Genomic DNA, 19,119 nt, shown 5'->3' with positions numbered 1-19,119 from the left:
CCGTTAATTGATTGTTTTACATGCACTAACCCATTGATAGGTTTCTCATCAATAGAGGGAGGCCTCGGGCCAGACGAACCAGAGACTGAGACCGGTGCCGAGGGCGGCCAGCGCGATGAGCGCGCCCCAGCGCACCGGCAGCGGGCGGGATCTCAGGCGCCACTCCAGCGCCGGCAGCAGCCAGACCGGCAGCAGGGCCAGCAGCGGCACCTCCACGTATTGCCAGGCGAGCATCTGCACGAAGGCAAGCGCCAGAGCCAGGGCTGCCGGGGTGACGCTCACGCCGGCAAAGGCCCCGAGCAGGGCGCGAAACCCGGCCAGGGCGGCCAGGGCACCGGCCAGCTGGGCGATGAGCAGGCTGCCATCGATGCCGATCACCAGGGCCAGCCAGATGAAGCCCAGGGCAAACCCCACCCCTTCCCGGCTGTCCCCGCGCACCTGGGTCCAACCCAGCCAACTCAGGGCCAGCGCGAGCGCCCCCCAGAGCGCGGGCGTGCCCCTGATCAGGGTGGCAAAGCCCAGCCACCAGATGAGGGCGCCGAGACCGGCGAAGAGTGCCAGGGCCAGCCAGCGGTTGGCCAGGGGAGCGGCGATGGCCGCCACCAGCAGGGTCAGCGGCAGCCACTGCCACGCCTTGACCGGCAGCAGATAAGTGCCTCCGACCAGGCAGCCCACCAGCCAGAGCGCCAGGGCACCCCAAAGAGACCCCAGTCGTGGCCAGCGCCATGACAGCAAAGCGGCCCCCAAAGGGGCCGCCAGGGTTTGTAGCAAGAGTGCTGCGCCCATTACTTGCGCACACCTTCGACAAACAGGTTGATGCTCATCTCGTCCGGAATGCCCGGCAACATGTAGTTCACGCCAAAGTCGCTGCGCTTGATGGTGGTGGTGGCGTTGAAGCCGCTGCGGTAGCCGCCCCAAGGATCCTTGCCTTCCCCTATCTTGACCAGATCGAAGGCCACGTCCTTGGTGACGCCGTGCAGGGTCAGGGTGCCCTTGAGCACGCCCTTGTCCTTGGTGCCTTCATAGGCGGAGCTGACGAAGCTCATCTTGGGGTATTGCTTCACGTCGAGGAAATCCGGGCTGCGCAGGTGCTTGTCGCGGGCCTCGTGGTTGGAGTCCACGCTAGCGGCGTCCACCTCGAAGCTCGCCTTGGCGGCGGCGGGGTTGGCATCGTCCATGGAGAAGGTGCCGCTGAAGGTGTTGAAACGACCCACCAGCTCGGAGAAACCAAGGTGACCCACCTTGAACTGCACCGTGGTGTGTGCCGGATCCACGTCATAGTCGGCGGCCATCAGCGGCATGGTCATCAACAGGCTGGAGGCCAGCAGAAGCGGTGTCATTTTCATTTATCGTTCCTTCGTGAGTAACGTGATGGGGGATTGTCAGATGCTAACCCACCATGAGAGAGTGATAATCAGTGATTTATTAAAATAATTATCAACTGAGAGTGGAATATGGATCAGATCGCCGCCATGCGCGTCTTCATCAAGGTGGTAGAGCATCAGAGCTTTACCAGGGCCGCCGCCCAGCTCGGCATCTCGGTCGCCATGACCTCCAAGCTGATGCAGCAACTGGAGGAGTCCCTCTCCACCCGACTGCTGTCACGCACCACCCGCCAGGTCAATCCCACCGAGGCGGGCCAGTTCTACTACCAGCGCTCCCTGGCCCTGCTGGCGGAGCTGGAGGAGACCCATAGCCAGCTCACCCGCAACAACCAGCAGCCCCAGGGCACCCTCAAGCTGTCGGTGCCCATGGATTTTGGCTACCTGCACCTCTCCCCCGCCCTGCCGCTGTTTCGCACCCGCTTCCCCGAGCTCAAGCTGGAGATAGAGTACAGCGATCGGCGGGTCGCCCTGGTGGAAGAGGGCTTCGATCTGGCGCTGCGCATCGGCAACCTGCCTGACTCCTCCCTGGTGGCCAAGCCCCTGGCCAGCATGCGGCTCGAGGTGTGCGCCAGCCCGGAGTACCTGGCGCGCAGGGGCAACCCCCAGACCCCGGAGGATCTCAAGGAGCACGACTGCCTCGTCTACACCCTGACCCAGCCGGACTGGGTCTTCACGCGAGCTGGCGCGCAGGTGAGCGTGCGCCCTCAGGGGCCCCTTCGCGCCAACAACGGGGTGGCCCTGACCCGGGCCGCCTGTGACCATCAGGGCATCATATTGCAGCCCACCTTCATCGTGGGGGATGCGCTGCGGGAGGGGAAACTGGTGTCACTGCTGCCCCAATGGGACAAGGGGGAGGTGGGGCTCTACGCCCTCTATCCGCACCGCCGCTTCGTCTCGGCCAAGGTGCGCTGCTTCATCGAGTTCGTGCAGGAGCGTTATCTCGCCCCCCACTATTGGGACAGACCACACCCATAGACCACTGTCATGATGGGAAGGACTCCCATCATCTCACCACCTTGCCAGAACAAGGACAGACCACAGCCATGATGGGAAGGACTCCCATCATCTCACCACCTCCCCAGAACGGGGACAGACCACAGCCATGATGGGAAGGGCTCTCATCATCTCGTCATCTCGTCATCTCGTCATCTAGATATCTCGTCAGCACTGGGACATAACTCATCAGTGCTGGGACAGGGCGCAGCCATGGTGGGAGGCTAGGACACCGCCGCCCCTGCGCGGGCCTGCAGCAGGGTGCCATCGCACTGGATCTGCCAGCGCGGCAGCCGGGACTGGATCTCCGCCAGCTGGGCCCCGTCCAGGGGATAGGGCAGAGTCACCGTCAGGGCGCCGCAGTCGTGCAGGGCGGCCAGTTGCAGCAGCAGGACCAGGTTGGCCTCGTCGCGGCGGTTGCGATTGATGCGCCGCTCCACCTCGAAGCGAAAGTGCCCCTCGGGATCCGCCGTCATCGCCTGCCAGCCAAAGCCAAACAGCGGCATGACGGCGCTGACGATGCCAAGGGCGGTGAGGGGCCGTTTGGGAGGGTGATAGAGGGCATTGAGGTCGAAGGCGACCGGCTCCTGCATGGGGGCCCGATCCCGGGATAAGATGTTATTGCTCATTGGCCTGACCTCTTGGTTCCTCTAGAATCCGTCGCATAGTCAAACGTCCATGCCAACGAGGTGCTGATGCTAAGCGATATCGAGATCTCCCGCCAGTCCCCCCGCCTGCCCATCGCCGAGGTGGCAAGGCAGCTCGGCATCAAGGCCGCCCATCTCCACCCCCACGGCCATTACAAGGGCAAACTCGACCTCGCGCTGCTCCATCACGCCCCCGCCCGCGAGCCCGGCAAGCTGGTGCTGGTGAGCGCCATCACCCCCACCCCCCTTGGCGAGGGCAAGACGGTCACCACGATCGGCCTCTCCATGGGACTCAACCACATAGGCCAGTCCAGCATCGCCACCATACGCCAGCCGAGTCTCGGCCCCGTGTTCGGGGTCAAGGGGGGCGCCGCCGGGGGCGGCATGGCCCAGGTGGTGCCGATGGAGGAGATGAACCTCCATCTCACCGGGGATTTTCACGCCCTCAGCGCGGCCCACAACCTGGCCTCTGCCGCCCTGGATGCCCGCCTGTTCCATGAACGCAAACTCGGTGACCGGTTCAGCGCCAGCACCGGCCTGGCGCGGCTCGATATCGACCCGGCCAACATCCTCTGGCCCCGCACCCTGGACATGAACGACCGGGCGCTTCGCCACCTCACCCTAGGCCAGGGGGGCCCCGCCGATGGTGTCGAGCGCCTCGATCGCTTCGTCATCACCGCCGCCTCCGAGCTGATGGCCATTCTGGCGCTGGCCAGGGATCTGAAAGACTTGCGCGCCCGCATCGGCCGCATCCAGCTCGCCCTCGACCTTGGCGGCCAACCCGTCACCGCCGAGCAGCTGGAAGTGGCGGGGGCCATGACGGTGCTGCTCAAAGACGCCCTCAAGCCCACCCTGATGCAGACCACGGAGCAGACCCCTGTGCTGGTTCACGCCGGCCCCTTTGCCAACATCGCCCACGGCAACTCCTCCGTCATCGCCGATCGCATGGCTCTCGGCCTTGCCGACTATGTGGTGACCGAGGCGGGGTTCGGCTCCGACATGGGGCTGGAGAAGTTCTTCAACATCAAGTATCGCCAGTCCGGCCTCGCCCCCGCCTGCGTGGTGCTGGTGGCCACGGTGCGCGGCCTCAAGGCCAACAGCGGCCTGCTGGACATCCGGCCGGGCCAGCCGCTGCCGGCCAGCCTGCAAGGGGAAGATCTGCCCACCCTGAAAGCCGGGTGTGCCAACCTCGCCTGGCATATCCAGAATGCCCGCCGTTATGGGGTGCCCGTGGTGGTTGCCATCAACCGCTTTGCCACCGACAGCCAGGCCGAGCTGGATCTGCTGGCCCGCGAGGCGCTGGCCGCCGGTGCCTGCGGGGTCGCCCTCTCCCGGGCCTTCACTGACGGTGGCGCGGGAGCGGCGGATCTGGCTCACGCCGTGGTGGCGGCCTGCGAGCAACCCAGTGAGATCAGGCTGCTCTACCCCGATGAGATGAGCCTTGCCGCCAAGCTCGCCACCCTGGTGGAGTGCGGCTATGGCGGCCGTGGCATCACCCTCTCGGACAAGGCCCGCCAGCAACTGGCCAGGCTCTCGGCAGCGGGCCAGGATCACCTGCCCGTCTGCATGGCCAAGACGCCGCTCTCCCTGAGCCATGACCCGGCCAGGAAGGGCGTGCCGACGGACTTCGAGGTGCCCATCGAGGAGGTGAAACTCTGCGCGGGGGCAGGCTTCGTCTATGCCCTGGCGGGCCCCGTCATGACCATGCCGGGCCTGGGCAGCCTGCCGGCCTACCGTCATATCGACATCGACGATGAGGGGAATGTCATCGGCCTGAGCTGACGCGCAGGCTGGCAGCCTACCCTTCCTGAGCGCCATATCGACATCGAAGATGACGGCGAAATTGTCGGCCTGAGCTGACGCGCAGGCTGGCAGCCTACCCTTCCTGAGCGCCACATCGACATCGACGATGAGGGGAATGTCGTCGGCCTGAGCTGACGCGCAGGCTGGCAGCTTGCCCTCCCTGAGCGCCATATCGACATCGACGATGACGGCGAAATTGTCGGCCTGAGCTTACGCGCCACATCGACATCGGCGACGACGGCAACATAGTGGGCCTGAGCTGACGACCCCCATTCACCACATCGCCAGAAACAGCAAGGCCCCGCCGATGGGCGGGGCCTTGTGGTGCGTATCAGGACGCCATCAGTAGTGGAAGCGCCCCAGCTTGCTCATGACCGTCTCGGTCAGAGCGTGCATCTGCTGACTCTGGGCATCCTGCTCCCGGGCCACCCGGGTGGAGGCGCTCGCCAGCTCGTGGATGTTGCTGACGTTCTGGTTTATCTCCTCGCTCACCTTGGATTGCTGCTCGGCGGCGCTCGCGATCTGGGTCGCCATGTCCTGGATGCGATCGGCGGCCTGCACTATGGTCGCAAGCTCCCCCACCGCCTGCTCGGCATCGCGCAGCGCCAGGCTGCTCAACTGGCGACCCTCGGTCATGGTGTCGACCGCGGCGCTCGTGGTGTCCCGCAGCCTGTCTATCATCTGCTGGATCTCCTGGGTCGAGGCCCGGGTCTTGGAGGCCAGGGTGCGCACCTCGTCCGCCACCACGGCAAAACCGCGACCATGCTCGCCGGCCCGGGCGGCCTCTATGGCGGCGTTGAGCGCCAGCAGGTTGGTCTGCTCCGAGATGGTGCGGATCACATCCAGGATGCTGCCAATCTGCACCCCCTGCTGCTGCAAGGCGGTGATCTTGTCCGACACCTCGCTCACCTGGGCACTCAGCTGACGGATGCCGTTGGCCGAGGCGCTCACCACCTGCTGCCCCTTGTGCACCGCATGGCGGGTCTCATCCACCGCCTGGGCCGTGATCTGGGCACTGCTGGAGACAGAGTCTGCGGTCGATGACATCTCATGGATGGCCGTGGCCACCTGTTCCACCTGCTCCAGCTGATGCTGGCTGTTGCTCAGCCCCTGCTGGGCCTGGCGGGCCGAATTCGCCGCCGCCTGCTGCAACTCGTGCACGCTGGTGGCGGTGTCGGTCACTATGCCCTGCACGGTCGCGACGAACTGGTTGATCCCCTCCGCCAGCACCCCGGTTTCGTCGCGCCTGTGCTGGGTCAGCCGCTGGGTCAGATCCCCTCCGGCGCTGGAGAGGCGCGTTACCATGCGAGTCGTCTGCTGCATCGGCCGGGAGATGGACCCCGCCGCGAAGGCGAGCCCGGCCAGCCCGGCGCCCGCCACCAGCATGCCCACCATCAGTTGGGTCCAGATCCCCTTGCCAAAGGCCTCGGCACGGGCCTGCGCCATCCGCTCATAGTCGGCGTAGAGGGCACTGTTCGGCACTTCGATGGCGATCCCCCAGGCCTGCTTCACCTTGTTGAGGCGGATGGGGGCGAAGACTCTCAGCCCATCGGCGCCCTCGTCGCTGCCCGCTTCACTGCGCTGCAACTGCGCCAGCAACGGCGAGTCCTGCAAGCGCTGCCCCACCCCGTCGCCATCGCGGGAGTCGGCGGCGATGATGCCCATGGGGCTGATGATGCGCACCCTGCCCTGACCGTCGAACACCCGCTGGCTGATGTTGGCGGCCAGCCGTTGCAGGTAGTTGAGGGAGTAGTCTATGCCCACCATGCCGAGGTATTGATCCCCGTTCAGCACAGGCACCACGAAGGAGGTGAGCAGGGTGGGCTGACCGTTGACCTGGTAGACGGAGGGATCGACCGCGCAGCTGGCCTTGCTCTCCTGGGGGCAGAGATACCACTCGGAAGCCCGGATCCCGGTGTCGCTCGGCGTCTTGCTGTAGAAGTCCCCCAGGGGTTTGAGGCCAAAACCGGCCGGCCCGCGGCTCCAGTAGGGGGCGAAGTTGCCCGATGCCTGGCTATGTCGGCCATTGCCGGTATGGAGCGCATCCTGACCGTCGAAGCTATTTGCCTCCCAGCCACTGTAGATGCTGAGAAAATCCGGGTTGCGATCCCCTATGTCCTTGAGCAGGGCGGTGACCTCGTCCCGGCCGAGGGGGGCTGGCTGATGGACATTGCCCGCCAGCAGCGCCGCCAGGGTTTCACCGGCATCGAGCGCCAGCTCGAAGGAGCGCGCCACCTCGCTCGCCTGCCCATCCGCCAGGGTCAGCAGCCACTGCCTGGCCTGCTGGCGGGCAGCGTCGTGGCTCTCCTGCTGGATCTTCTCCTGCATGCCGGCCAGGGAGAGGTAACCAAACCCCACGACGCTGAGCACGGTGGCCAGCAGGATGCAGCCAGCAAAAAACATCACCTGATACTTGATAGAACGAAACATAACGAACGTGGCGCCTGTAAGGATAAAAGCCAATGATAATAATGGGTTGAGTCAAGCACCCAAAACAATTGCTCGAAAAAAAGATGATCTTTGTGAGCGAATTCGAACATCTGGCCTGTCATCCCCCCATCCGGTAGGGTGAAGGGGCAGACAGGCGCGGTGCGGGCGACCACAAACACAAGACCCCGCCGATGGGCGGGGCCTTGTGTCATCCATGGGTCAAGGCTTAGAGGGTGAAACGCTGGGTCATCTGGTGCAGATTGTTGGCCAGCTTGCTCAGCTCGACACAGGCCTGGGCGGTCTGCTGGGCCCCCTGGGCGTTCTCGTCGGCGGCATTGTGGATGTTCACTATGCTGCGGTTGAGCTCCTCGGTGACCGCATTCTGCTCTTCGGTGGCGGTGGCGATCAGGGTGTTCATGTCGCTGATCTCGGTGACGGCGCCGTTGATGCTGTCGATGCTGTCCCCCGCTTCCCGTGCCAGCCCGACGCTCTCCTGCATCTGCTGACGGCTCAGCTGCATGGCGTTGCCGGCCTCGGCGGTGCGCTCCTGCAACACCTCGATCATCTTGCTGATCTCGGCGGTGGAAGCCTGGGTGCGCTGGGCCAGGCTGCGCACCTCGTCCGCCACCACGGCAAAGCCGCGACCCTGCTCGCCAGCCCGGGCCGCCTCGATGGCCGCATTGAGGGCCAGCAGGTTGGTCTGCTCGGCGATGCCGCGGATCACGTCCAGCACCATGCTGATGTTGGCGCTGTCCGCTTCCAGTTGCGACACCACAGACCCCGCCTGCTCTATCTGCCGGGAGACCTGCTCTATGCTGCCGATGGCGCTGCGCACCACCTGGTTGCCCTGGGTCGAGGTGCGGGAGGCATCCTTGGCGGCGCTCATGGCGTCCGTGGTGTTGCGAGCCACCTCATTGACGGTGGACTGCATCTCGTTCATGGCGGTGGCCACCTGGGACACTTCACTCTGCTGGCTGGCCATGCCGCTGGCGGACTGCTCGGAGATGGCGCTCACCTCCTCCACCGCACTGCTGAGCTGGCTCACCGAGCCGGCTATCTCGCTCACCAGGTCCGCCAGCGACCCCTGCATGCGGTCGATGGCCGACCCCAGCTGGCCCAGCTCGTCGCGGTTGAAACGCCCACCCCGGATCCACTCCTGCAGCTCGCCGCGACCCAGCTCGCCATTGGCGATGCGCTGGGCCTGACGGGCCAGCATGATGAGGGGATCGCGGATCTGACGGGTCAACACCACGGAGAGGCCCACCACCAGCGCCAGGCCGACCAGCAGGGCCAGGGTGACGCTCAGCTTGGCGGAATCATAGGCCGCGACCACTTCCTTGCGCGATACCTTGGCATAGCCGTGGTTGATCTGGATGAGCTCGGCCACCGACTTGCTCAGCCGGCTGTAGAGGGTGAACCCCTCCCCCATGACCAGCTGCTGGGCCTGATCCAGCTGATCTTGCTCTTGCAACTGCTTGATCCGCTGATACATGGCCGCATAGCTGGCCCAATCGGCCTTGACGGTGTCGAAGGTGCGGCGCTCGGCCACGTCCTCCGCCCAGATGGTGGTGTCATGCTGGGCCAGTTGCTGGGCAACCTGCCCGAAGGCCTGCTCCCTCATGCTGATGTACTGGGCCCGCTGCTGAGGGGCGTTGGCCACCAGGAAAACATTCAGCTCGTAGCGGCGCAACTCATTGACACGCTCACCGATGGCGCTGGTGCGAACGACCGCGGGCAATATGCTGTCGGTGAAGCCGATGGCCGCCCGGTTCATGTTGCTGAATTCAAACAGTGAGAAGCCGCCGACGAAGGCCATCATCAGGCCGAGCAGGGCGAAGCCGGCGCTGAGCTTCTTGCCAATGGTCATGGTACTGGTATTCATGGTGTGTCCTGGAAGGTGGGGAAACAGATGTCGCTCGTCCTGTCTGTGCCTTCCTGGCTCGTGTGGTGGTGACCCCCATCCCTGGCTGCGCGTCCAGCCTTGCTGACTCCCTATCCCACGGGAGCGAGGCGAGCATGACGGCAGGCGGCAAGGCCTAGTCCATGGACTCGGTCTTGCCGCTCAACCTGTGTCCGGACTCGGGGAGCCGGGCACAGGGCTGTTATATCGACCGCCTGGCAGGATCCCTTAACCCTTTTTTCAAACGGCACTCTTGAGCCCCTCCCCGAGGGGTCGTGACCCATGGTGACAGGCGGCAAGCATTGCGGGAGAAGGGGGCGAGATAGCAAGGGAGGAGAGGCAGAAAAAACCGAGGAGGGCATTGCCCTCCTCTTAGTGTCAGTGGCCTAGCGTTTCAGGCCGGCCAGGAACTCGGCGCGAGTATCTGGCTGAGTCTTGAACACCCCACCCAGGGAGGTAGTGGTGGTGTAGGAGGTGGAGTCCATCACCCCACGCGCCTTCACGCAATAGTGGGTCGCGGCTATGCTGATGGCCACATCCTTGGTGCCGAGCAGGGTCTGCAACGCCAGCAGGATCTGCTGGGTCAGCCGCTCCTGCACCTGGGGACGGCGGGCGAAAAACTGGACGATGCGGTTGATCTTAGACAGGCCAATCACCTTGCCACGGGGGATATAGGCCACGTGGGCCAGCCCGTCTATGGTGACGAAGTGGTGCTCGCAGGTGCTGGTCAGGCTGATATCCTTGACCATGATCATCTCGTCCACCTTCATCTTGTTCTCGATCACCGTCACCTTGGGGAAGGTGGCGTAATCGAGGCCGGCGAAGATCTCGTTCACGTACATCTTGGCGATGCGGTGCGGCGTCTCGGCCAGGCTGTCATCGGCAAGATCAAGCCCCAGCGTCTCCATGATGGACCTCATGTGGCCCTCGATTTTCTCCTTTTTCTGCTGGCTGTTCAGCGCATTGGCGACCAGAGGGGTCTCCAGCCCTTCGGCCACCAGGGCTTCCCTGACCAGCAAGGCTTCCTGACTTAAGCTCATCATCTTGTCTCTCTCCCACGCAGAGGGAATGGTATGACCCACAGGGCTTGTGGCGGCATAGTAAACGGCGATTGGCCTCATATTTCAAGTCAACTGCGCCCCATGCCCTGACTTTATGTTAATACGAGGTGTTTTACTGCCCCGATCGCCTGCCCATTCGGGGGGGATTTTGGGATAATCCCCCCACACCACAGTTTTCCTTACCCAAGAGGTCATGACGATGGGATTTGATAACGGCGCACTGCGCTCCCTGGAGGATGCACTGCAAGGCATGCTGGCCCGGCTCGACTGCCGCTGCGAGGCCGAGTCCGTGCCCCTGCCCGAGGCCCTTGACCGGGTGCTGGCCAGCGACATCCTCTCCCCCCTCTCGGTGCCCCCCTTCGACAACGCCGCCATGGACGGCTATGCCGTGCGCCTTGCCGATCTCGCCGCCGGGGCGCCGCTGCCCGTGGCGGGCAAGGCCTTCGCCGGCCAACCCTATGACGGGGAGTGGCCCGCCGGCCACTGCATCCGCATCATGACCGGGGCCCCTGTGCCCCCGGGTGCAGACGCTGTGGTGATGCAGGAAGAAACCCAGGCGGGCGAGAACGGGATCACTTTCCTGGCTCACCCCGTAGCCGGCCAGAACATCCGTCGCCGCGGCGAGGATCTGGCGCAAGGGTCCCGGGTGCTCGAGAGCGGCCTGCGCCTGAGCCCCCGCGAGCTGCCGCTGCTGGCATCCCTTGGCATCGCCAGCGTCTCGGTGCGCCGCCCCTTGAAGGTCGCCATCTTCAGCACGGGGGACGAGCTCAAGCCGGTGGGCTCCCCGCTCCAGCACGGGGACATCTACGACTCCAACCGCTACGGGGTCAGGGCCATGCTGAGCCGCATGGGCATAGAGTGCCTGGACCTTGGCATCATCCCGGACGATCCGGCGGCCCTTCGCGCCGCCTTCCAGCAAGCCGACCGCGAGGCGGATGCCCTGATCACCACCGGCGGCGTCTCGGTGGGGGAAGCGGACTTCACCAAGCAGTTGCTCGAAGAGCTTGGCGAGATCGGCTTCTGGAAGCTGGCCATCAAGCCGGGCAAACCCTTCGCCTTCGGCCGGTTACCAAACGCCTGGTTCTTCGGTCTGCCGGGCAACCCCGTCTCCGCCATGGTCACCTTCGATCAGCTGGTGCAACCGGCCCTGGCCAGGCTGGCCGGCCAGCAGTTCGCACGTCCGCTCCGGCTCCAGGCCCTGGCGGCAGAGCCCCTCAAGAAGAGCCCGGGGCGCCAGGACTTCCAGCGCGGCATATTGAGCGCGGGCCCAAATGGCCTCGAGGTACGCAGCACCGGCTCCCAGGACTCCGGGGTGTTCAGCTCCCTGTCCCGGGCCAACTGCTACATCGTCCTCGAGCAGGAGCGCGGCAAGGTGGCCGCCGGTGAGACGGTCACCGTCGAGCCCTTCTCGGGACTGCTGCTGTGAGCGAGATCCTGAGCGACGCCGAGCTCCTTCGCTACAACCGCCAGATAGTGCTCACCTCCTTCGACTTCGAGGGGCAGGAGGCGCTCAAGCAGGCCAGCGTGCTGGTGATAGGGGCCGGGGGTCTGGGCTGCGCCGCCAGCCAGTATCTGGCGGTGGCCGGGGTCGGCCGGCTCACTCTGGTGGATTTCGATCGGGTGGAGCTCTCCAATTTGCAGCGCCAGGTGCTGCACAGCGACGAGCGGGTCGGCCAGTTCAAGGTGGAGTCCGCGGCAACCACCCTGCGCGCCCTCAACCCCTGGCTCGAGGTGGAGACCCACGCCACTCTCGCCGACGAGGCGCTGCTCGATGCCCTGCTGCCGCGCCACCAGCTGGTGCTCGACTGCACCGACAATGTCGCCATCCGCAACCTGCTCAACCAGCGTGCCCGCCAGCACAGAGTGCCCCTGGTCTGCGGCGCCGCCATCCGGCTGGAGGGGCAGCTGTGCAGCTTCACCTGGCAGGAGGACGAGCCCTGCTACGCCTGCCTGAGCTCGCTGTTTGGCGAGCAGGCCCTCAGCTGCGTCGAGGCGGGGATCCTGGCCCCCATGGTGGGGCTGGTGGGCAGCCTGCAGGCCCTGGAGGCCATCAAGCTGCTGGCCGACATGGGTACCAGCTATCGAGGGCGTCTCCTGCTCATTGACGGCCTCAGTGGCCGCTTTCGCGAGCTGACACTCCCCAAGCGCCCGGACTGCCCGGTCTGCTCCCGCCCCTGAGCGGCACATCCCATCCATGAAAAAGCCGAACCCCAGGGTTCGGCTTTTTGTCTTTGCCATGTAGGGACGCGCTAGAAGATCCCCTTGGCCTTGACCTTCTTCATGTTGGCCACCTGGCTCGAGAGATCCTCGATGAGGGGCTCTGACGCCTCCCCGGGCATGCCCTGGGGGGCGCTGGCCAGACGCTGGATCAGCCTGTGCTGCTCGCGAATAAGCCGGGATTGCTCCTCCAGCTGGCGGGAGAGCAGTTGCAGACTGCCCGCAAGGGGGGCCAGATCCGCCTCCCCGCCCACCGTCGGCAACTTGCCCGCGATGGCCTCTGCCAGCAGATCGTGATCCAGCGGGGCAGGCAGCCCCTGCCTGAGCTCATCCCACAGCTCGGTGGGCTGCTGCTCGCCGAGGCGGCTCACTATCTCCTCCACCAGCTGATCCGGGGTCGCCATGGCCTGGGGCTGACCCAGGCGCTTCACTATTTCCTCCACCATGCGGTCACTGTTGTCCTGGCCAAGCTGGGGGGCCAGTCTGGCCACTATCTCGTCGATCAGGGTGTCGGTCGCGCCAGGGCCCGCCCCCTCTCCCAGATGGAAGCCGCAGCTGGCGAAGGCGTGACGCAGCGTGGTCAGGCTCACCTGCTCGGGCCCCAGGGCATTGGCTATCGCCTTGCACAGGTTCGGGGCCAGCACATACAAGAACATGCCGGAGAGATAGATGTCCTTGTGAAAGCGACTCTTGGAGAAGTCGAACTCCTCGCTGCCATCCTGGATCTTGCGCGCCCGCTGATACCAGTTCTGCAGTACCCCTACCGCATAGCGATCAGACTCCAGCGCACCCGGATCCATGTAGATGGAGAAGGTCATGCGCTTGAGCTGACTACTCATCCGCAACCTCGGCCAGCTGGGGCGCCTCGCGATAGACCTCCTCCTCTTCCGTGGTATAGAGGCAGATCTCCCGGGCCAGGGCGGACTGGGCATCGTCCAGCAGCTCCACCCGCTCACCCAGGGTGGGATAGGCGGCCTTGATGGCGTCAAAGATAAGCGAGGCTCCGCCCCCCACCAGATAGACACGGTTCGGGTTCTTGGCGAACTTCTTCGCCTCGTGAGCCACCTGGCTGCCCAGCTCGTCGATCTTGTTTTGCATCTTCTCGAGGATCTTGGAGATCTGGCTCTCGTCGTTGACCACGTCCCGCACGAAGCCCATGTCGTGGCGGCGCTTGATGAACTCGTTGGCCACCAGATAGCTCGAATCGCTGTCGGCGGCGGCCAGGGCCTTGCGCACCGCGTCCGTCACCATGGAGACGCCGATCTCGTTGTTGCCGTACACATCGGAGACATCGTCAAACTCGCCGACGATGATCCCCATGTCCAGGGTGGTGCCGCCGCAGTCGATCACCAGGGTCTTGGTGAACTCGTTGCAGCCCGAGCCAATCAGGCGGGAGAGGGCCGCAGGCAGGCTCTCCGGCATCACCTCGACGCTGACGATGTTGAACAGCTCCCCTTTGTTGAGGCTGATGGCCCGCAGCAGGTTGCGCCGCTTCTTCTCGATCTTCTCTTCGTTGCGCTGGCAATCGTCCGGGTGGTAGAACTCTGTGATGGGCAGGGTGACCGTGATGGCCACGTCGCAGGGGGCCACCCCGGTCTGCAGCAGGGCATGGTGCACGGAGAGCAGGTTCAGATCGTCGTACTGGTACTCCACGTGGGTGGTGGCCAGGGACTTGTCCGAGGTGGCGTCATAGGTGTACTTGGTATTGCCTATCTCGTAGTTGTAGATCTTCTTGTCTTTGCGCAATGCGGCGCTTTTCCAATCCTTGCGAAAGGAGTTGGGGGAGATGATGGTCTTGAGCGTCTTGTTGTCGATCCAGCTGACCTTGACGTTGGTCGAGCCATCATCGATGGCCATCTTCATTACTTCAGACATATGGGAAACACCTATGGGTAGGGCAGACAGCATGGTCCGATTGCCTTGTACCCTGCCAGGCCAAGGCGATCGGACCACTACATACACGGGTTATAAAGGCGACAAGTCTAATGGCTTTCTAAAATCCGTTGAAGCAAATCATTAAACCTCGAAGGATCTTCCGCCGGCCAGGCGTGGTGGCCCTGGGGGGTGTGGACAGTGGCGTTGGGCAGGGCGGCAAACTGCTCCACCCGCTTGGCGAGCGGCAGGTAGTCGTGACTGGTGGAGATGATGGCCACCGGCTGCCGGATGGCGCCAAGGCGGGCCCGCACCGACCAGCCTGGCAGGGCGCCGAGCAGCGCCTTGTAGGTCTTCTTCCTGTTGCTCTGCACGAAACGCAGCCGGAAGGTGCGACGCACCCGGGCGAGCTCGGGGCCGGGAAAGAGCTCGCGCCCCAGCCACCACGCCAGCGGCCGCATGCCGAACCAGCGCAGCCACTTGAGGCGCATGGCGTAGCGTTCCTGCTCTTTTGGCGTCTCCAGCAGAAACTCGCTGAAACCGTTGACCAGCACCAGGCCGCTCACCTTGCCCGGCAGTTGCAGCGCCAGCTCCAGGGCCACCATGGCCCCGAGCGACAACCCCACCACCCAGGCGGGGCCGGGCTGCTCCTCGAGCCAGCGGGCCACGTCCGCCGCCAGGGTGGGTACATCGAAGGGCCCCTCCTGCCTGCTCTGGCCGTGGCCGCGCAGATCCAGGGCCACCACCCGGTAGCCGTGGGAGAAGTGCTCGATCTGGGCCTGCCAGTCGAGACTGGAGGAGCCAAGGCCGTGCAGCAGGAGCAGCAAGGGCCCCTCCCCCGCACTGCGCAAGGCCAATCCATGGGATTTCATTACCTGATTGCGACGCACCCGCACTCTCCCTCTCGACTCGATAGCGGCCTCTGGCCTTGTTGCCCGGGCTGTGGCGCCACGCCCCTCAGCCCTCTCCCACCAGGCTCACCGCCTTGATATAGGCATAAATCTGCTGCCCTGGCGCCAGCACCAGCCGTTTGGCGGAGCGGCTGGTGATCCGGGCCAGCAGTATCTGCTGCCCCAGCCCCAACTGCAACAGGGTTTGCCCGGGCCTCACCTCCCTCACTTCCAGCAGCCGGGTCACCAGGCAGTTGGAGAGGCTGGAGTGCGCGATGGGGGCGGTGGCGATGACCAGATCCCGCCCCGCCACCTTGATCTGCAACTCCCCTGCCTCGTCGGGGGCATGCTCCATGGTGACCATCAGGCTCTGATCCCCCAGTTGCAGGGTCGCCATCTGCTCAGCGTCGTCGTAGTGGGCCAGGGTTGCCGTCAGCATGACACCAGCATCGTCGCGACTGGCCAGGGAGAGGTCGGTGCGGGCGAAGATCTCGCTCGGCCTGCCCTGGGCCTCCAGCCTGCCATCGGCCAGCAGCACCAGCTGATCGCAGAGCAGGCTCACCTCCTCCATGGCGTGACTGACGAAAATCATGGGGATGCCGCTCTCGCGCTGCAACCCCTTGAGCACATGGGCCTGATGGATGCGGCTGCGGCTATCCAGCGCCGAGAAGGGTTCATCGAGCAGCAGCAGATCCGGCTCCGCCAGCAGAGCCCGTCCCAGGGCCACCCGCTGGCGCTGGCCGCCGGAGAGGCCGTGGGCGGGCTGCCCCAGCAGATCGGCAAAGCCGAGCCGCTCCGCCAGTGCCTCGGGCTGCCAGCGCCCTCGCCCCTTGCCCGCCGCCAGTTGCAGGTTGCCGAGCACCGTCATATGGGGAAAGAGGCGGGCGTCCTGGAACACCAGGCCGATGCGGCGCGCTTCGGGCAGCAGGGCCGCCAGATCCCGCCCCTGCCAGCGCAGAACGTCCAGCGGGGCGCGGTCCAGCCCGGCGATGATGCGCAGCAGGGTGCTCTTGCCGCAACCCGAGGGGCCAAACAGGCCGAGAATGCCGCCAAGGGGCAGCGTCAGGTCGCAGGCCAGGGTGAAGGGGCCGAACGCACGGCTGGCACTGAGGTGCAGGCTCATCCGAACAACCTCCGCTGCCGGCGCTGCAAGACGCCATAGACCAGCACCAGCATCACCAGGGAGAAGCCCATCAGGCCGCCGGCCAGTAGGTGGGCGTGGCCGTAATCCATGGCCTCCACGTGATCAAACAGGGCGATGGAGAGCACTTGCGTCTCGCCGGGGATGTTGCCCCCTATCATCAGCACCACGCCAAACTCCCCCAGGGTGTGGGCAAAGCCCAGCGCCGCCGCCATCACGAAGCTCGGCAGCGTCATCGGCAGGATGATCTGAAAGAAGCGCTCAAGGGGCCCCAGCCCCAGGGTGGCGGCGGCCTCCAGCTCCTTGTTGCCCATGTTGACGAAGGCGGAGGTAAGGGGCTGCACCACGAAGGGGAGCGAATAGAGGATGGAGGCAAACAGCAGGCCAAGGAAGCTGAAGGCCAGCGGCGTCCCGAAGGTCTCCCGCCACCAGGCGCCGAGGCCGTACTGCGGCGAGAAGGCGAGCAGCAGATAGAAGCCGAGCACGGTCGGCGGCAGCACCAGGGGCAGCGCCACCAGAGCCTCCACCAGCGGCCGTAGCCGGTGCTGGCTGCGCGACAGCCACCAGGCGAGCGGCGGCGACAGCAGCAGCAGGATGGCGGTGGTGCTGGCCGCCAGCTTGAGGGTGAGCCAGACAGCCAGCAGATCCCCTTCACTCATAGAGGCCCCTCCCGGGTAGGTGCCGACAACCACATGCAGAGTCTCTCATTACAAGCCGTGGCCGACCCCAGGGGCGGCCACTCGGGGTGATGCGTCAGGCCCATGCCATCACTGCGGCAAGGCATAACCCGCCGCCTCGATCTGCGCCTGTCCTGGCCCCTTGAGCCAGGCGACCAGCGCCTCCACCGCCGCCCCTTTCTTCAGCACCAGGGCCTGCTGTTCGATGGCGGGGTAATAATCCCCCGGCACGGCCCAGGCCTCGCCGGTCTTACCCGCCTCCACCAGATTGGCCCAGGCAACGAAGCCCAGCTCGGCGTTGCCGGTGTCGACAAACTGCCAGGTCTGGCTGATGTTGGTGCCGGTCAGCACCCGATACTGCCTGGGATCGAGCTTGAGGTGGGCCAGGGTCGCCATGGCGGCGGCGCCATAGGGCGCGGTCTTCGGGTTGGCGATGGCCAGGCTGCCCTGCCAGTTGCGCAAGGTGGCCTCGTCAGGGGCCGGTCCCCCCTTCTGCCACAGGCCGAGCTTGCCGATGGCGTAGGTGAAGCGATCGCTTCCCTTGCCCTCTGCCTCCAGCTTTTGCGGGGTCTTCACATCGGCGGAGAGGAAGAGATCGAAGGGGGCACCGTGGCTGATCTGGGTGTAGAGCACCCCGGTGGCCGCCGAGCTGATGACGACGCTGTGGCCGGTCTTGGCGGTGAACGCCTTGCCGATACGCTCTATGGTGCCCTTGAAGTTGGCGGCCACGGCCACCTTGACCTCGTCGGCCTGCACGGCTGTGGCGCAAGCACTCAGCAACACCACGGATAACAGCTTTTTCATTCCCTTACTCCTGTTTAAACCTGTGTCTGTTTGCAGCTCTGTCACGGGGATCCTGACGGATTTACTCCCCTTGTTGCCAGCGGGCAGCGGCGTCGTTGTCGCTATCCTTGGCCTCGACCCAGCGTTGGCCCCCCTCGGCGGTCAGTTCTTTTTTCCAGAACGGTGCCCGGGTCTTCAAAAAATCCATGATGAAGTGGCAGGCCTCGAAGGCGGCGTCCCTGTGGGCGCTGCTCACCGCCACCAGCACGATCTGATCCCCGAGCAGCAGATCGCCGATCCGATGAATGAGGGTGCACTCCTGCAGCGGCCAGCGGCCACGGGCCTCGGCGACTATGTTCGCCAGCGCCTTCTCGGTCATGCCGGGGTAATGCTCAAGGGAGAGCCCCAAGACCTGCTCCCCCTGATTGAAGTCCCGCACCTTGCCGACGAAGGTGACGATGGCGCCGCTGTCGTGGCGGGTGGCGAGGCGCTCATACTCCTCCCCCAGGGAGAAGTCGGCCCCCTGCACCAGAATGCGATCGGTCATGGTTGCCTCGCTCATCCTCAGCCTCCCGTCACCGGGGGGAAGAAGGCGACTTCATCGCCATCCTTGAGCGGCGTCTCAAGCGGCACCAGGGTCTGGTTGACCGCCACCAGCAGCTTGCCCGATTCGAGTGCCAGGGCCCATTTGTCGCCCCGCTCGCACAAGGCAGCGCGCAGCGCGTCGGCACTGGCGTAATCGCAAGGCAGGCTGAGCTCGTCGCAGCCCACCAGCTCCCTTACTTGCGCAAAAAACAGTACCTTGATCATGCTTTTTCTCCTGCATCCGACCCCAGCTGGAAGTGGCCGGACTTGCCGCCCTTCTTCTCCACCAGCCTGACTTGCTCTATCACCATGTCCTTTTGCACCGCCTTGCACATGTCGTAGATGGTCAGTGCCGCCACGGACGCCGCGGTGAGCGCCTCCATCTCCACCCCTGTCTTGCCAGAGAGCTTGCAGAGGGTGCGGATATGGACCCTGTCGTGTGCGGGCTGGGGCTCAATCTCCACCTCCACCTTGGTGAGGGCCAGGGGATGGCACAGGGGAATGAGGTCGGCGGTCTTCTTGGCCGCCATGATGCCGGCGATGCGGGCGGTGGCGAACACGTCCCCCTTGTGGTGCTGGCCGCCGAGGATCAGGGCCAGGGTGGCGGGGGCCATGGTCACGAAGGCTTCGGCCCGGGCCTCCCGCTGGGTGACCTGCTTGTCGGTGACATCCACCATGTGGGCCTCGCCGCTCTGGTTGAGATGGGTCAGGTTCATCTGCTTTCCTCGGGGATGA

Annotated in this window: 19 protein-coding genes; 4 read left to right on the top strand and 15 right to left on the bottom strand. The window is 65.0% G+C overall.

Translation table 11 applies throughout. The features are described 5' to 3' along the window. Positions 1-48: 48 nt before the first annotated feature. Together ACEUCR_RS11905 and ACEUCR_RS11900 are read right to left on the bottom strand one after the other, a co-directional pair. Positions 49-786, bottom strand: coding sequence for a hypothetical protein (locus tag ACEUCR_RS11905; RefSeq protein ID WP_408790340.1), 738 nt, complete (start codon positions 784-786; stop codon positions 49-51). Beyond that, entirely contained in the window at positions 786-1,346 is a 561-nt protein-coding gene (locus ACEUCR_RS11900) for a YceI family protein (protein WP_041996322.1), read from the bottom strand. Before ACEUCR_RS11900 ends, ACEUCR_RS11905 begins: the two co-directional genes overlap by 1 nt. 108 nt (positions 1,347-1,454) lie before the next feature. Between ACEUCR_RS11900 and ACEUCR_RS11895 the strand changes: the two genes are divergently transcribed. Further along, the gene (locus ACEUCR_RS11895) at positions 1,455-2,360 is read left to right on the top strand and encodes a LysR family transcriptional regulator (protein WP_111872941.1); all 906 of its coding nucleotides are present in this window, start codon (positions 1,455-1,457) and stop codon (positions 2,358-2,360) included. 242 nt (positions 2,361-2,602) lie between these two features. Here the strand turns inward: ACEUCR_RS11895 and ACEUCR_RS11890 are convergent, their stop codons facing one another. Then, complete coding sequence (locus ACEUCR_RS11890; protein ID WP_111872940.1) at positions 2,603-3,007, bottom strand: hypothetical protein; 405 nt, start codon at positions 3,005-3,007, stop codon at positions 2,603-2,605. Between the two features lie 66 nt (positions 3,008-3,073). Here ACEUCR_RS11890 and ACEUCR_RS11885 point away from each other — a divergent pair, with 66 nt between their 5' ends. After that, a complete protein-coding gene (locus ACEUCR_RS11885; protein WP_408790336.1) occupies positions 3,074-4,807 on the top strand; it encodes a formate--tetrahydrofolate ligase in 1,734 nt (577 codons plus the stop codon). A gap of 363 nt (positions 4,808-5,170) precedes the next feature. Here the strand turns inward: ACEUCR_RS11885 and ACEUCR_RS11880 are convergent, their stop codons facing one another. From ACEUCR_RS11880 to folE, 3 genes are all read right to left on the bottom strand, one after another. Further along, entirely contained in the window at positions 5,171-7,258 is a 2,088-nt protein-coding gene (locus tag ACEUCR_RS11880; RefSeq protein ID WP_408747327.1) for a methyl-accepting chemotaxis protein, read from the bottom strand. A gap of 226 nt (positions 7,259-7,484) precedes the next feature. Then, positions 7,485-9,140 (bottom strand): methyl-accepting chemotaxis protein, encoded by a 1,656-nt coding sequence (locus tag ACEUCR_RS11875; RefSeq protein ID WP_111872937.1) that lies wholly within the window; start codon positions 9,138-9,140, stop codon positions 7,485-7,487. A 404-nt stretch (positions 9,141-9,544) separates the two neighbouring features. Beyond that, complete coding sequence (gene folE, locus ACEUCR_RS11870) at positions 9,545-10,201, bottom strand: GTP cyclohydrolase I FolE (protein ID WP_041996308.1); 657 nt, start codon at positions 10,199-10,201, stop codon at positions 9,545-9,547. 217 nt (positions 10,202-10,418) lie between these two features. On the opposite strand from folE, the gene moeA reads away from it, so the two are divergent. Together moeA and ACEUCR_RS11860 are read left to right on the top strand one after the other, a co-directional pair. Beyond that, positions 10,419-11,645, top strand: a complete 1,227-nt coding sequence (gene moeA / locus ACEUCR_RS11865) for a molybdopterin molybdotransferase MoeA (protein WP_408790332.1) — start codon at positions 10,419-10,421, stop codon at positions 11,643-11,645. Further along, complete coding sequence (locus ACEUCR_RS11860; protein ID WP_408790329.1) at positions 11,642-12,397, top strand: molybdopterin-synthase adenylyltransferase MoeB; 756 nt, start codon at positions 11,642-11,644, stop codon at positions 12,395-12,397. The genes moeA and ACEUCR_RS11860 overlap by 4 nt, the downstream gene beginning before the upstream one ends. A gap of 71 nt (positions 12,398-12,468) precedes the next feature. On the opposite strand, the gene ACEUCR_RS11855 is transcribed toward ACEUCR_RS11860, so the two are convergent. From ACEUCR_RS11855 to moaC, 9 genes are all read right to left on the bottom strand, one after another. Next, entirely contained in the window at positions 12,469-13,275 is an 807-nt protein-coding gene (locus ACEUCR_RS11855) for a hypothetical protein (protein WP_392444554.1), read from the bottom strand. Continuing rightward, positions 13,268-14,311, bottom strand: coding sequence for a plasmid segregation protein ParM domain-containing protein (gene parM / locus ACEUCR_RS11850; protein ID WP_392444552.1), 1,044 nt, complete (start codon positions 14,309-14,311; stop codon positions 13,268-13,270). Before parM ends, ACEUCR_RS11855 begins: the two co-directional genes overlap by 8 nt. Positions 14,312-14,418: 107 nt before the next feature. Next, complete coding sequence (locus tag ACEUCR_RS11845) at positions 14,419-15,198, bottom strand: alpha/beta fold hydrolase (protein ID WP_162625790.1); 780 nt, start codon at positions 15,196-15,198, stop codon at positions 14,419-14,421. 67 nt (positions 15,199-15,265) lie between these two features. Continuing rightward, complete coding sequence (gene modC, locus ACEUCR_RS11840; RefSeq protein WP_408790327.1) at positions 15,266-16,321, bottom strand: molybdenum ABC transporter ATP-binding protein; 1,056 nt, start codon at positions 16,319-16,321, stop codon at positions 15,266-15,268. Then, on the bottom strand, positions 16,318-16,998 hold the full coding sequence (gene modB, locus ACEUCR_RS11835) for a molybdate ABC transporter permease subunit (RefSeq protein WP_041996291.1): 681 nt from the start codon (positions 16,996-16,998) through the stop codon (positions 16,318-16,320). The genes modC and modB overlap by 4 nt, the downstream gene beginning before the upstream one ends. A 108-nt stretch (positions 16,999-17,106) precedes the next feature. Beyond that, the gene (gene modA, locus ACEUCR_RS11830) at positions 17,107-17,820 is read right to left on the bottom strand and encodes a molybdate ABC transporter substrate-binding protein (RefSeq protein ID WP_392444543.1); all 714 of its coding nucleotides are present in this window, start codon (positions 17,818-17,820) and stop codon (positions 17,107-17,109) included. 61 nt (positions 17,821-17,881) lie between these two features. After that, positions 17,882-18,361 (bottom strand): molybdopterin synthase catalytic subunit MoaE, encoded by a 480-nt coding sequence (gene moaE, locus ACEUCR_RS11825; RefSeq protein ID WP_408790324.1) that lies wholly within the window; start codon positions 18,359-18,361, stop codon positions 17,882-17,884. 2 nt (positions 18,362-18,363) lie between these two features. Beyond that, positions 18,364-18,609 (bottom strand): molybdopterin synthase sulfur carrier subunit, encoded by a 246-nt coding sequence (gene moaD, locus ACEUCR_RS11820; protein ID WP_041996282.1) that lies wholly within the window; start codon positions 18,607-18,609, stop codon positions 18,364-18,366. Next, entirely contained in the window at positions 18,606-19,100 is a 495-nt protein-coding gene (moaC, locus tag ACEUCR_RS11815) for a cyclic pyranopterin monophosphate synthase MoaC (RefSeq protein ID WP_111872930.1), read from the bottom strand. The genes moaD and moaC overlap by 4 nt, the downstream gene beginning before the upstream one ends. Positions 19,101-19,119 lie beyond the last annotated feature (19 nt).

This window comes from Aeromonas bivalvium, from assembly GCF_046078285.1.
GTDB classification, from domain to species: Bacteria; Pseudomonadota; Gammaproteobacteria; order Enterobacterales; family Aeromonadaceae; genus Aeromonas; species Aeromonas bivalvium.
Note: the sequence above shows the minus strand (reverse complement) of the source record. Positions and strands in the feature narration are given on the sequence as shown.

What these genes read in the sequence shown, in the direction of transcription:
- ACEUCR_RS11905 (WP_408790340.1), bottom strand. Translation starts at nt 786, where the DNA reads ATGGGCGCAGCACTCTTGCTACAAACCCTGGCGGCCCCTTTGGGGGCC.
- ACEUCR_RS11900 (WP_041996322.1), bottom strand. Translation starts at nt 1,346, where the DNA reads ATGAAAATGACACCGCTTCTGCTGGCCTCCAGCCTGTTGATGACCATG.
- ACEUCR_RS11895 (WP_111872941.1), top strand. Translation starts at nt 1,455, where the DNA reads ATGGATCAGATCGCCGCCATGCGCGTCTTCATCAAGGTGGTAGAGCAT.
- ACEUCR_RS11890 (WP_111872940.1), bottom strand. Translation starts at nt 3,007, where the DNA reads ATGAGCAATAACATCTTATCCCGGGATCGGGCCCCCATGCAGGAGCCG.
- ACEUCR_RS11885 (WP_408790336.1), top strand. Translation starts at nt 3,074, where the DNA reads ATGCTAAGCGATATCGAGATCTCCCGCCAGTCCCCCCGCCTGCCCATC.
- ACEUCR_RS11880 (WP_408747327.1), bottom strand. Translation starts at nt 7,258, where the DNA reads ATGTTTCGTTCTATCAAGTATCAGGTGATGTTTTTTGCTGGCTGCATC.
- ACEUCR_RS11875 (WP_111872937.1), bottom strand. Translation starts at nt 9,140, where the DNA reads ATGAATACCAGTACCATGACCATTGGCAAGAAGCTCAGCGCCGGCTTC.
- folE (WP_041996308.1), bottom strand. Translation starts at nt 10,201, where the DNA reads ATGATGAGCTTAAGTCAGGAAGCCTTGCTGGTCAGGGAAGCCCTGGTG.
- moeA (WP_408790332.1), top strand. Translation starts at nt 10,419, where the DNA reads ATGGGATTTGATAACGGCGCACTGCGCTCCCTGGAGGATGCACTGCAA.
- ACEUCR_RS11855 (WP_392444554.1), bottom strand. Translation starts at nt 13,275, where the DNA reads ATGAGTAGTCAGCTCAAGCGCATGACCTTCTCCATCTACATGGATCCG.
- parM (WP_392444552.1), bottom strand. Translation starts at nt 14,311, where the DNA reads ATGTCTGAAGTAATGAAGATGGCCATCGATGATGGCTCGACCAACGTC.
- modC (WP_408790327.1), bottom strand. Translation starts at nt 16,321, where the DNA reads ATGAGCCTGCACCTCAGTGCCAGCCGTGCGTTCGGCCCCTTCACCCTG.
- modB (WP_041996291.1), bottom strand. Translation starts at nt 16,998, where the DNA reads ATGAGTGAAGGGGATCTGCTGGCTGTCTGGCTCACCCTCAAGCTGGCG.
- modA (WP_392444543.1), bottom strand. Translation starts at nt 17,820, where the DNA reads ATGAAAAAGCTGTTATCCGTGGTGTTGCTGAGTGCTTGCGCCACAGCC.
- moaE (WP_408790324.1), bottom strand. Translation starts at nt 18,361, where the DNA reads ATGAGCGAGGCAACCATGACCGATCGCATTCTGGTGCAGGGGGCCGAC.
- moaD (WP_041996282.1), bottom strand. Translation starts at nt 18,609, where the DNA reads ATGATCAAGGTACTGTTTTTTGCGCAAGTAAGGGAGCTGGTGGGCTGC.
- moaC (WP_111872930.1), bottom strand. Translation starts at nt 19,100, where the DNA reads ATGAACCTGACCCATCTCAACCAGAGCGGCGAGGCCCACATGGTGGAT.